General features: G+C 36.0%; 8 protein-coding genes. 1 reads left to right on the forward strand and 7 read right to left on the reverse strand.

Annotated features, from left to right (window positions below; all coding sequences use genetic code 11):
• Nucleotides 1-19 precede the first annotated feature (19 nt).
• A complete protein-coding gene (gene mdh / locus ACE1OF_RS07670) occupies nucleotides 20-952 on the reverse strand; it encodes a malate dehydrogenase (protein ID WP_448893695.1) in 933 nt (310 codons plus the stop codon).
• Between the two features lie 257 nt (nucleotides 953-1,209).
• Between mdh and argR the strand changes: the two genes are divergently transcribed.
• Complete coding sequence (gene argR, locus ACE1OF_RS07675; RefSeq protein WP_448893696.1) at nucleotides 1,210-1,683, forward strand: transcriptional regulator ArgR; 474 nt, start codon at nucleotides 1,210-1,212, stop codon at nucleotides 1,681-1,683.
• Nucleotides 1,684-1,706: 23 nt separating this feature from the next.
• Here argR and ACE1OF_RS07680 read toward each other — a convergent pair whose 3' ends face one another.
• The 6 genes from ACE1OF_RS07680 to ACE1OF_RS07705 form a co-directional block, all read right to left on the reverse strand.
• Nucleotides 1,707-5,078, reverse strand: coding sequence for an ATP-binding protein (locus tag ACE1OF_RS07680; protein WP_448893698.1), 3,372 nt, complete (start codon nucleotides 5,076-5,078; stop codon nucleotides 1,707-1,709).
• A gap of 115 nt (nucleotides 5,079-5,193) precedes the next feature.
• On the reverse strand, nucleotides 5,194-7,821 hold the full coding sequence (locus ACE1OF_RS07685) for a glycoside hydrolase family 3 C-terminal domain-containing protein (RefSeq protein ID WP_448893699.1): 2,628 nt from the start codon (nucleotides 7,819-7,821) through the stop codon (nucleotides 5,194-5,196).
• Nucleotides 7,822-7,871: 50 nt separating this feature from the next.
• Nucleotides 7,872-8,660, reverse strand: coding sequence for a sugar-binding protein (locus ACE1OF_RS07690; RefSeq protein ID WP_448893700.1), 789 nt, complete (start codon nucleotides 8,658-8,660; stop codon nucleotides 7,872-7,874).
• Nucleotide 8,661: 1 nt separating this feature from the next.
• Nucleotides 8,662-9,231 carry a gluconokinase gene (locus ACE1OF_RS07695; RefSeq protein WP_448893701.1) on the reverse strand — a complete coding sequence of 190 codons (570 nt, stop codon included), beginning with the start codon at nucleotides 9,229-9,231 and terminating at the stop codon, nucleotides 8,662-8,664.
• Nucleotides 9,224-11,611 (reverse strand): GH36-type glycosyl hydrolase domain-containing protein, encoded by a 2,388-nt coding sequence (locus tag ACE1OF_RS07700; RefSeq protein ID WP_448893702.1) that lies wholly within the window; start codon nucleotides 11,609-11,611, stop codon nucleotides 9,224-9,226. The genes ACE1OF_RS07695 and ACE1OF_RS07700 overlap by 8 nt, the downstream gene beginning before the upstream one ends.
• Nucleotides 11,604-12,983, reverse strand: a complete 1,380-nt coding sequence (locus ACE1OF_RS07705; protein ID WP_448893703.1) for an MFS transporter — start codon at nucleotides 12,981-12,983, stop codon at nucleotides 11,604-11,606. Before ACE1OF_RS07705 ends, ACE1OF_RS07700 begins: the two co-directional genes overlap by 8 nt.
• Nucleotides 12,984-13,245: the final 262 nt, after the last annotated feature.

Here is a 13,245-nt window from a genome sequence, read left to right on the forward strand (position 1 = left end):
GTCCCTTTTACCTTTGGCTTTACGCCATAAAATCGATACCTTCTTGGATATCTTTTTTCAGCGTAGCTAACATATCATCTTTAGCTTTTTGTTCAAAAGCACTTAACTCACCGTAAGGTAAAATTTCAATTACGCCATTCACACCTAAACGAACTGGATGAGAAAAATAAGGTGCATCGCCGTTGTCTACCGCAACATAAGCATAATCCACAACGTCTTCGCCTTGTAAACCTTTAACTAAAGACATACAAAAACGTGCTGCGGCTGCCCCCATAGATAAAGTAGCAGATCCGCCACCAGCTTTTGCTTCAACCACTTCAGTACCTGCATTTTGAATGCGCGGTGTTAAGGCAGCAACTTCTTCATCTGTAAAGCTTACACCTTCAACTTGAGAAAGTAATGGAAGAATAGTTGTACCAGAGTGACCACCAATAACGGGAACTTTTACTGAAGCAACATCTAAGCCTTTTAGTTCTGCAACAAAAGCTTCTGAGCGAATAACATCTAACGTTGTAATACCAAAAACACGATTAGCATCATATGTACCTGCTTTTTTGAATACTTCAGCAACAATTGGTACAGTGCCGTTTACAGGGTTAGTGATAATACCAACTAATGCTTTAGGACAAGCTGCAACAATGCCTTCAGCTAATACTTTGATAATACCCGCATTTACATTGAATAAGTCAGCACGGTCCATACCTGGTTTACGTGGCATACCCGCTGGAATTAATACAATATCAGCACCAGCTAAAGCACCATTTAAATCATCACGACCAAAACCAGCAACTTTTACATCCGTAGGGATATGAGATAAATCTACTGCCACACCTGGAACAACTGGAGCAACATCATAAAGCGATAACTCAGACCCTGCTGGTAATTGAGTTTTTAATAGTAAAGATAATGCTTGTCCAATGCCGCCTGCTGCGCCTAAAACTGCTACTTTCATGTGTTCTCTCCGATATTTAATAGGGGTAAACTAAGGTCAAATTAACCTTTGATTCATTTTAACAAAAAAATTTGAGTAAATACGTAAAAATTTGCTGCGCAAAAGATATAGCATAGACAACAAAAAAACAATTAAAAATCATTTATAGCGTATATTTGTTTATATGATAACGTATAATGCTCAGCTGAAAAAACTCAACTTTAGTATTATAGCGTTTGAAATAATGCGCCCTTTAAGAAAGGTTTTGATATCACACAATGAATCCCCAACAAAAACAAGAAGCACTTATACAGGCATTTAAAGATTTATTAAAACAGGAACAATTTGGCTCTCAAGGTGAGATTGTTGAAGCGTTGAAAACGCAAGGTTTTGATAATATTAGTCAATCTAAAATATCACGCATGCTGAGTAAGTTTGGTGCGGTTCGCACCCGTAATGCTCGTCAAGAAATGGTATATTGTTTACCAGCTGAACTGGGTGTACCCACAGCACAAAGCCCATTAAAACAATTAGTGTTAGAAATTGAACACAATGGCATTATGATCATCATTCAAACAAGTCCAGGTGCGGCGCAATTAATTGCCCGTTTACTCGATAGCTTAAGTAAAAGTGATGGTGTACTCGGTACTATAGCAGGTGATGACACTATTTTTATTGCCCCTACCGATGTAAATAACATTCAAAAAACAGTGAATAAATTGGAACGGCTTTTTAGTAAAGCACTGAGTTAATTTTAGTCTCATATTAAAACAAACTAGATAGCCGCATGTTCTATCGCTTGTAAAATGCTCATCAAAAGTAATTTTGGGGTGATCGGTTTAGCAATATGTAAGTTCATCCCTGCTGATAAACTAAGTTGCTGATCTTCTACCCGCGCATGAGCGGTCATAGCGATGATAGGAAGATTTTGATATTTTTTATTTTTTCTTATTTCTTGTGTTGCAGTTAGCCCATCCATTACTGGCATTTGAATATCCATTAACACCACATCAAATAACTTTTTTTCAAGTGCCTCTAACGCCTTTTGACCATTATCCGCAATAGTGACATTAGCTTTCATACTCAAGAGTAATTCTTTAGCAACCAATTGATTTACTAAGTTATCTTCAACTAATAACACGTTCACATTGGCTAAATCACTTCTATTATCCTCATTTTCACCTGATTTTAATGGTAAATAATTCAATGATTGAGTAGATGTACTCAAAGCTAAGCTGCCTTTACCTTCTGCTTTGTCTTGTAAAAGGTGTCTTACTGATTCGGCTATTTTATCTAATGAATAACGATATAGTGGGGTATCAAGTAAAATATAAGGCATTTTCATTGTCTCAAGTTGTTTGCATATTTTACTACTCAACTCGCACATTACTGATTGACAAAATGCGATTAAATCTATTTTTTTCAACAAATCAATATTCACTGTACCTTGAGAAAAAACATCTTCACTAACTAGTAAAACATTTTTAAGGCTTTTTTGATTTTTAGAAACGAGCTTTTTATTTAAACTATCACTACTTAACATCACTTCATTAAATTCATTTAGCTCGTCCAAGCCATTAAATGAACGATATGTCCAGGACAAGTGTGCTATTGTTTCAATACAACTCTTAGACAATACCTGCCTAACACTACATAAATTAATGGGTAATATTTCAGTATCTAAATGGTAAAGTCCCCCTGATTGTTTGATAATTTCTTTACTTGGTATAGAAAAAGGCAGCATAAAGTTAAACTCACACCCCTTTCCTAAATCACTTTGTAGGCTAATTTCCCCTCCAAGTAATTTCACTATTTGCTGACAAATAGATAAACCCAAACCTGAGCCACCATACTTCCTTGTCATTGAAATATCTGCCTGAGAAAAAGCATCAAATAAATGAGCTTGATTCTCTTTAGCGATACCAATACCTGTATCTTTCATTTTAAAGTGTACTAATGCATCCGTATTGTTTGAAGTGACAATCTCAATAGACAAGGCAACTTCACCTTGGTCTGTAAACTTAATTGCATTATTCAATAAATTCGATATAACTTGTACTAACCGCATTTCATCACTCATAAGATAACGAGGCACATTGACAGACAATTCTACGCGCATCATGAGATTTTTTACATGAATGTTAGCCGCATTCAGCTTGAGCGCTTTATCAATAACCACTGGTAAATCAACCACTTCTCTGGCTATATGCATTTTACCTGCTTCAATTTTTGATAAATCAAGCAATTCGTCAATAAGATGTAATAAAGAAAAAGCCGCTGTTTGCGCATTAGCTAAATAGTGCTGTTGCCGTGAATCTAATAATGTTCGGGTTAATAAACTCATCATGCCTTGTATTGCATTAATAGGTGTTCTGATCTCATGGCTCATATTAGCCAAAAACTGTGTTTTTACTTGGTTAGCATTTTCAGCTTGGTTTTTAGCATTCTTTAATGCTAACTGTGTCGCTTGTTGTGCTGTTACATCTTGTAAAATAGTGATAGTGCCTAACACTTCATTCTGAGCATTGGTAAATTGATTACAATAACCTTGGTAGCTTCTATCACTTGTTTCAATCAACGCCTGTTGCGGGTATTCTGAGTGATTACTTTTATTCAAACAATCAATTTCAACGGCTAATTCTTCAGGCATAAATTCTCGTGCTTGACAACCTAACATTTGACTTTCTAATCGACCACTTAATTGCTCAAAAGCCTGATTACACCCCATTAAATCTCCACTAGGAGCATTAAAAATAATTAATTCAGGGATAGCATTCATCACAGAACGTAACAAAACATAATCACGTTGATGTTTTATACTACTTTCTAGTAATGCTTTAGTTTTTTCTAGTACTCTACTATCTAGCACTTCATTTTGTTCTTTTAATTGTAAAAGTAAGCTTCTATTTTGAGTAAAAATATCTTCAACTAGAGTAAACCAATGTAGCCAATCAGCTGTAGCCTTCACTTTACCAGGATCACCTTGAGCGCAATACTCTATATGACTAATAAAATCGTGTGTTGGTTTAATAAAACTACGCTTTGTCATGGCATTTACTAACATTAAAAAAGCAAATAAACCAATTAACAAAATGGTAAACATATAAATAAAATGGTTGCGTAGCGGGGAAATAAAACTTGAGTAGGGTTGGTATTTTAACAGAGTCCAACCATTGATGGGTAACGTGTGCTTTTCAACTAACCAATCACCAATCTGCGATGAGTCAGCTAATTGAGCTAAATTGCTTGGATTTAACTCATGTAACGCTTCAGGCAACAACTTCTGCCATGAGGTTCGATAACTTAAAGGCGCCTCACCTTTTTGTTTAAAAATTAAAATATCATTCCTTTGATTAAGTAAAACTAAACGTTGGTCTGCTGAGGTTAACTCGGGTAAACTTTTCTGTAATCGGGCTAAACTAACATCAATAATAACCGCACCTAACATATCGGTATTACGGTAAACACCAATACCTAAAGAGAAGTTTATGCCCGTACCCGCAGCATCAATATAAGGAGATGACCATACAACTTTATTATTTTCCACTCCAAGTGCTTGTATTTTTTTAGCGTGAACATTGGTAAGCATCCTATCACTAAATCGCCAACTATCACGGCCAATCCACGGGTAAATATTGACAAATTGTTCAACAGAAATGTAGTAAAACCAGTTTGCTTCTGCAATTATTTTTTGCGCTGCAACAAAAGCTGGCGTTAATGCATTTGCCATAGCTATTTCTTGCTTCTTTTCTAAGAAAAATTTATCTATTTGACCAAAGCCAGTAATATTTCCACTGATACGCTTGTTTTCTTCTAAGGAGCTACGGATAGGCTTATCCAGAAAAAATAATGAACCATCTTGTCTTAAAGGCGGTATTTTCGCATGTAGTTCATCTGGGTATTTAAGATTGTATTGAGCAAACTCTTGAATACCAGTAAGTGCTTGCTCACTTTGTACTAGCATTGAATTTAATTGATTAGCTTGTGCCGTTAACTGTTTTAATCCCCGTAACTTATGCTCCGACAATTCACTATAATAACGAAGTGATGCCGCAGTAAGCGCAACAAACACAATAACAATAAAGGCAACAACAACAGCCGTATTATATCGCCTAAATACAGTGTTCTCTGCTTTTTTATTTAACACACTTATGTCCTAGCCAAAATTCATTACATGCTTACGTTAATGTACTCAACAATAGTACACAAGCATTATATTTTTTTGACAAGTAATAGCGCGTGTAATGCTAACTTGATAGCTATTATTGCAGTGTAAATTTTGCTTGTTGGCTAATATTGTCTAATGAATTACCAAGTAACACTTCAAATTCTCCAGCCTCTGCCAGCCAATCTTGTGTGTTTTCATCCCAAAAAGACAAATCGCGCATGGTTAACTTAAAACTAACAGTTTGTGTTTCTTGAGGTTGTAACATAACTTTGGTAAAACCTTTTAACTCTTTAGTTGGACGAAGAACGCTGGATTTTATATCACGTAGGTAAAGCTGTACCACTTCTGCACCAGCAATTAACCCCGTATTTTTAACCGTTGCAGTAACGACAATGTTGTCATTATTCGCAACAGTGTTTTTCGATAGTTTAATATTGCTGATGTCAAACTGCGTAAAAGACAGTCCGTGACCAAAGCTAAATAATGGTTTAATTTTCTGTTGTTCAAACCAACGATAACCAATAAAAACCCCTTCCTTATATAAACTCTCTTGTGCGTTATAATCATTTAGAACAATAGGGGCTGTATCTTCAAGACGAGCAGGTAAGGTTATAGGCATTTTACCACTTGGATTAACTTTTCCTGTTAATATATCAGCAAATGCATGACCTGCTTCCATACCGCCATACCACCCCCAAACAATCGCATTAGCCTTTTCAACCCATGGCATTTCAACAGCAGAACCAGCCACTAAGAAAACAATGGTTTTAGGGTTAACTTTGAGCAATTTTGTGATAATTTCATCTTGTGAGTTGGGTAATTTCATGTCAGCGCGATCAATTGATTCTCTATCGTCGGCATGACTCAAGCCACCAAAGTAGATAACTGCATCTGCTTTTTTTGCTGCCGTTAAATAGTCTGCTTCACTTGCAAATAACTCGCCTGGGGCATTCCAACCTAATGTGAAATATTCTTGTCCATCATATTGAATCTCAAAAGTATACTCTTCACCTTCTTTTAGGTTGACATCATAATTCAACACGGCTGAATCGCTTATTCCTTCTTGATAGGCAATAACAACTTCATTGTTTATTTTTAAATTAAAATTGCCCTGTACTTCAACCTGTAAATGATGAATACCCGTCGCTAATGGTTTAATGTTAGCTGACATAATAATATGCTGAAGGGAAGATTTTTTCTTCGACTTAAACTGTGAATCAACAATCCAAGATTCTTCAATTATTGTTTTTCGTGCTTGTTCCGCGTAATAAGAAATATTCCACGCAGGTGTGCCTGTCCAATGTCGGCTAGCAACATAATCACTAGCTATTGGAGATAACTCACTACTCTTTGCTCTCATAACGTTAATATGAACATTATGTCCAAATGCAGCTTTTAGTCCTGCTAATGGAGTCACTTCATACAAAGATTTAACTTCAGATGAACCACCACCCGTACCATGTTTTTTATCAGCATTAGGGCCAAGTACTAATATGTTCGTTATTTTAGTGCTATCTAAAGGCAATACTGGCGTTGATTCAACACGTTTGTTTTTAAGTAAAACAACGCCTTCCGTCGCTATTTTTCGTGCTGCAGCTTGATGAGCTTTAGTATTTCTACTACCGCGTTTTCGACTATTATCGTACATACCAATAGTATGTTGCACCCTCAATAATCGTCGAACTTTATCATCAACTATCGATTCAGGAATTTTGCCCTCTTGCACCATTGTCAGTAACGGCTTAGCAAAGAAATAATCTTGATAGTCTGCAACATCAGTTCCCATTTCAAGATCAAGACCATGCATAGCCGCATCAAAGGTATTAATGTCAACATTCCAATCGGTAAGTAAAACGCCCTGATATCCCCATTCTTCTTTCAAAATATCCATCACTAAATGCTTACTTTGATTCGCATTAGTACCAAAATATTGGTTATACGAGCCCATCATACCTAACACGCCAGCTTCTTTAACAGCAGCTTCAAATGCAGGTAAGTACACTTCTCTCAAAGTACGTTCAGTTGGTTTTGCATTAACACCTGTTCTATTTAACTCTTGGGTATTCAACGCATAATGCTTAACAGTAGCTGCGACATCATTTTCTTGAATTGCTTTTATTTGTGGAACAACCAATTTAGCCGCTAATATTGGATCCTCGCCCATGTATTCAAAGTTTCGGCCATAAAGTGGTAATCTTGCTAAGTTTACACCTGGGCCTAAAATAAAATCTTTTTTCCTGTCTCGTGCTTCTGCACCTAATACTTGACCATGTAATCGAGCTATTTCAACATCCCAACTTGCGGCAACTGACGTAAGATGTGGTAAATAAGTCGCGTAATCATCAGTCCAACCAGCCGATGCCCAACTGTGCTTTTGTATTTGATGGCGAACACCATGAGGACCATCAGAAAGCCACATTTCTGGTATATTAAGACGTTCTATCGCATTAACATGAAACTTACCACTCGCGTGCGTAAGCGATACTTTCTCGGCTAACGTCATCTCATTCAATAAACGGGTAACATCTGTTTCAACTGAGGCTAGACGATTACTTGGTGTTTTGTTGGTTTGTACTTTTTGTACTTTTTGTACTGTTTGTACTGTTTGTACTGTATGTGCTGAGTCATTTTGACACGCCGTAACTAACATAGCTAACATAGCTAACATAGCTAAAAAGGTGAAGTTAATTGCTTTTAATATCTTTTTTGTTTTTATCATCATAAGTCTGCTTCTATCATTTATCATTATAAGATTTTGTAAAATAACCTGTTCTATTGAATTAATTTCAATTTTTTAAAAACATCGGCGGTGATATAACCTAAATTTTTATCACCATTAACAGGCTTAATATCTGTTGATCCCATAAAGCTTTCTCTTTCTTTTGAACCATCGTTATCACAATAAGCCAACATAAAACCTAGCGTTTTACCAAAAGTTAAGGTTACTGGTTGCTGATTATTTTTATTTGAAGATAATGTAAAAGTATCATCAAAAACACGAAGCGCTACCTCCCAAACAATTTTATAGGGCTTACTTTTACTTCGTCGCCAAACACTATTAAGATGTTCATTTAACAAAACAAAATTTGTTGAACCATCGCTATTATTAGGGCCAATATCAACTACTTGGTTATCTAGCGCTATATGATAAGCAAAGGCATTAAAATTAAATTGATGGTTACCACCTGAACCGTCTTCATCGATAAATATTTCTAAGCAATCATCATCCCAATAAAAGTGTAACGGATCAGCATGTTGATCAATTAATATGTCATCGACAACTTCAACCAACAAATAAAGCTGCTTTGCATCCCATAGCACTTTAAATCTGCCACTAAAATCGTCCGCTGTTGGTTGGCTTCCCGACATTAAATAATCTAAAGGCTGCCATGATGCTAATGCCCAAGCAGTTTCATCTTCCATACCATCTACTAAAATTTCTGCTGGTGTTTTGTGTGCAAGGAGTAGGTTTTCACTATCATCATGGGCAATAGCCACATGACAAAATATAGCCATAATACTGTAAGTAAAAATTAAAAAATTCACGATAACTTTATTCATATTAGACCCTTTTTAGTGTTTGCTGAACATGCATGATAATTTGGCGATAAACCTCATCTAATGAGCCACTGACATCAATTTTAGTAGTATGTTCCTCATCATTATTAACTTCTTCCATTGTTAAAAATTGGCTTGTTAGTAGTTCTGGTTTAAAGAAATGATTTTTACGGTTTAGCATGCGCGATCTAATTATATTTATATCAGCCTGAAGATAATAAAAGTGCGTATCAAATTGTAGTGAGCGCAAGCAATTTCTGTGTTTACGTTTTAAACCAGAGAATGCTAATACCACATTTTTATTTTCCGATTGTAATTTTACAAGTTTGTCCCTGACCGCATTAACCCAGGGTTTTCTCATGGCATCATCAAGGGGAAGATTAGCAGCCATTCGCTGCTTAGCTTGTGGGGAATGAAAATCGTCTGCATCAATAAATTCAACCTCCATTTTATTACAAAGATATTGGGCAAGTTTTTCACCAATAACTGATTTACCTGAGCCACTAACCCCCATCACAACATAAAGTGAAAGTGTTGCTGTATTGTGTTGTTTATCATTAACAAACTTAGTCATTGGAAGGCACCAGAATATGTACTTGATACGTTTTATCTATTTCGAGATTAGTTAATTGGTTATCTGGCCTCAACTCACCATCCAAATAAGTTTCCAATTTATCGATTTGAATAGATTTTTCAATAACATATACCAGTTTCGCTCCACGAAATAATCGTTGCCCAGATATACGGTTTAAACAACTAGGTAATTTAGGAGCAACATACAAAACACCATTCCCTCCTTTTAAACCACACAATTCTTCTACTAAACAACGATATAACCAAGCCAATGTACCCGTATTAAATAGCTGACTTGATCGCCCTGCTTGTTTTGGATATTGATAATAAGCACCACGATAATAATTAGGAACAAATACTGCTAATTGACCACTTTTATCAGCATTCTCTAAGGAAGGTATTATTTTTTTAAGCACATCAAAAGCCAAATCATTTTCATTAACTTGATATAAACTGTAAGCATAAAAAATGGCAGCATGATTATAAACAGAACCATTTTCTGAAACGCCAGGGTGCTTTTGTGTGATTCGACCGATGTCTTCAACCATGCTGGTGTAGCTTGGTGCTAACATCATGACACCATAAGGCGTCATTAATTGTTCAGTAATAGCTTTTATCATCAATTGCTGTTGCTCTGGCGATGCAGCACCACTTAACATTGCCCAGCTTTGCGGATTTAAATATATTTGGCCTTCATTATCTTTAGCTGTTCCAAAAATACGATTTTCATCTGTTATACCTCGAGCAAACCAGTTGTCAGCCCAAAAATACAAATTAACTGCTTTATTCATAGTTAATGCGGCTAATCGATAATCAGCACACTTTTTCATACTTATGTTAATGGCATATTCTTCGCATAAATCACACCATGTATTCAGCGCACAAGCAGTAGCAAGTGAAAGCCAACTTGAAACCCCCTTACCTTTGTAACCAACCATGTTCATTGGATCGCACCAATCACCCTGCTCAATTAAGCTTAAGCCCCGATGATCTGTTGCCTTTAATAACCAATCTAACGCAAGCATTATATGTTCACTGAAAGTTTTACTTTTATCAGAGTCGGCAAATGGAATCTTGGCTGAAAGCAAATCTACATCGCCAGTTTCATTTAAATACACTGCCAAGCAAATAGGTAACCAAACACAATGATCAGCATGGGGAATTTGATTAATATATTTAAGTTCGGCTTGCTCATGTAACAAAATACCGTCAGGCAAAGCACCACTCAATAGTTGTTGTGACAACGCTAAAATTAAAGCATCACGCGCAACATTAGGATTGATATAGCACATGCCCATATTATCTTGAACATAGTTACGTGTTTGTGGATCTGTACTTAACCGATTTACATCACCATGATAAAACATTTGTCTGGGTAACCAATGATTGATGAAATCATCAAACTCAGTATCCTCTGTGTTTATTTTTAAGCAAGCTTTTCCTTGTGCAATATAATCATCGTAATCTTTTTGTGCTTTTTCCTGTTTTGTTTCTCCAAAATAGCGTTTACTTATAGTAGAAATTTCTAATTCATCTTTTGCTGGACCAAATAAAAACTGAAAAGTCGTACTTTCATGCTCAGCTAATGATTCTCTATATTGAACAACAGCCACTGGGGTTTCGTATCTAGCATCGTCATTAGACAGAGTTAATCCTTTTAACGCATCAGGGGCATAAAGCCCTCCTTCGCCTTCAAAAGTAAATTGATTAGTGTGCCAAGCAATCGGTTTTTTATCTGCTAGAAAATAGGTTTTATCTTTTAACTCTTTATTCTTAAAATACTGAGCAACTTTTTGATAAGGTGTCACTGCACTAGCGACAATACCGTTAAGTTCTTCATCAAATCTCGCTGATTGATTCATCCATGACATATAACCAACAGTAAAATAAGGATAGATACTTATATTCCGCTTCCCTCCGTTCCTTCTCAAGTTTTTTACTGACAATGACCAGCGTTCAACAATGTCGTGCTTGCTCAAACTTATAGCTATTTTTATGCTCAGATCAAGGTGCTCTATTAACCAATAAATTTCGCTGCTAGTTTGAACAAAGCTAAATTTGTCTAATGTTACCCTCATTGGTTCATAAGGTACCGAGAAGCAATGTTTTAGATCTTCATCTTTAATATAAAAAAATCTAGCTGGATGATGAGTAAAGTAGTTATGCTCTGGTTGAATAAAGGTTTTTTCTTCGATATTAGGCGCATAAGAATATTTTCTCGGCTCTGGTTGCATATACTGTGAATTAACATATCCACGACAATTCACTTGTACAACCATCTTTTTATTCCACAAAAAACCACTCGCTTTTGGCATTTTTATCGGGCAATCTAGTTCAACATTTACACGTGACTTTTTCTCTGTATTAACCCTATTACCCATTATGCATAGCCTCATTTTTATCCTGTTTTACTGCTGTGTGTTTTCTTTGGTGTAAGCCTTTTTGCACATCTTTGAGTGTTTTATTGTCTAATGAGTACAACATGATGAGCGGAATAGCTAATGCAGCAAAAAGCGCAGGAATAATTGTCAACAAAAGCACTATGCCATGCTCTGATGCACCTGTTTGTACTTGATTAGCAACATAACCCAGTGAGGCAAGTAACCAGCCGATTGTTGCCCCTGCTAGTGCTCCCCCTAATTTTTGCGCAAAAGCGGCAGCAGAAAATATCATTGCTGTTGCTCTTCTACCTGTTTGCCATTCTGAAAAATCAGCAGTATCGGCATACATAGAAAAAACGAGCGGTGACTTAGGTCCTAATGCTAAACCAATCATAATTTGCAGCAAAAACATCAACACAATATTGTCTTTAGGAACAAAATAGAATGCGATAGATAAACTGGCGACTATGCCCATTAAAATAATTAACAAGCGACGCTTATCTACATAAAGTGTTAGCAAAGGGGTCAATGCTGCGCCAATGGCCAAAGCAATCATGTAGACCATGGCAAAACTGCCAATTAAGTCAGGTCGTTGCACATAATATTTAAAATAAAATGTACCTGAACTTGCGCGTAATGAAATAGTGATCATGATGATGAGTGCTAAAGCAAATAACACCAACCAAGGCTTGTTTCGCCCTAAGTCTTTAATATCTTGTAGAATTGGCGTTTTTTGCTCTGGTGGTGGAGAAATACGCTCTTTAGTACCATAAAATGTTAGCGTGAATAACAGCGCTGAAATACAACCATATAACCCCATGGTAAGTTGCCACCCCAAAGCCTCATTCCCTTGTCCCAGATATAAAACTAGTTCTGGCGTTAAATAAGCTACAAGGCTTCCTCCTGAAAAGGCACCAATAAACCGAAAACTTGTGAGCGTGGTACGTTGTTGTGAATCACTGGTTATCACGCCGAGTAACGCACCATAAGGCACATTAATAAAAGTATAAGCTAGCATCATAAAAATATAGGTGCCATAAGCCCATATCAATTTATTATCTTCGCTAAAATCAGGTACTGTAAATGTTAAAACTCCCGCCGCAACAATAGGAATAATACCCCACAATAAATAAGGCCTAAACTTACCCAAACGGGTTTTAGTTCTGTCTGCCAATGCGCCCATGAAGGGATCAGAAAATGCGTCTATTAAGCGTGTAACAAGCATTAAAGTACCTACAGCCGCTGCTGAAATACCAAAAACATCGGTATAAAAAATAAATAAAAACACATCAAATACACGCCAATAAAAATTGGATGCTACATCGCCACAAGCATAAGCAACTTTTTCTTTTAAGCGCAATTTATTGTTCACAAATGAATACCTTATTGAATAATAGATTTTTAATGCTTCAAATTTATATGCATACCTATTCAAATAAAATCATTATTAATTCAATAAAACAGTCATATAACAATAAAATGTAAGCGCTTACAAAGTAATTCATATTTTTTATAAACACAATAAAAACTTACAAAAATAATTTATTAAAAACATTAATCGTTTGTTTTTAAAAGTTTTATTACAATTAAATATTCTTTGTTGTTGTCGTGTTCAAATTATTTATGGCAACAAA

The organism is Colwellia sp. E150_009, assembly GCF_053543955.1.

Excerpts from the sequence above, each read along its gene's own strand:
- mdh (WP_448893695.1), bottom strand. The coding sequence starts at position 952 with ATGAAAGTAGCAGTTTTAGGCGCAGCAGGCGGCATTGGACAAGCATTA.
- argR (WP_448893696.1), top strand. The coding sequence starts at position 1,210 with ATGAATCCCCAACAAAAACAAGAAGCACTTATACAGGCATTTAAAGAT.
- ACE1OF_RS07685 (WP_448893699.1), bottom strand. The coding sequence starts at position 7,821 with ATGATGATAAAAACAAAAAAGATATTAAAAGCAATTAACTTCACCTTT.
- ACE1OF_RS07690 (WP_448893700.1), bottom strand. The coding sequence starts at position 8,660 with ATGAATAAAGTTATCGTGAATTTTTTAATTTTTACTTACAGTATTATG.
- ACE1OF_RS07695 (WP_448893701.1), bottom strand. The coding sequence starts at position 9,231 with ATGACTAAGTTTGTTAATGATAAACAACACAATACAGCAACACTTTCA.
- ACE1OF_RS07700 (WP_448893702.1), bottom strand. The coding sequence starts at position 11,611 with ATGGGTAATAGGGTTAATACAGAGAAAAAGTCACGTGTAAATGTTGAA.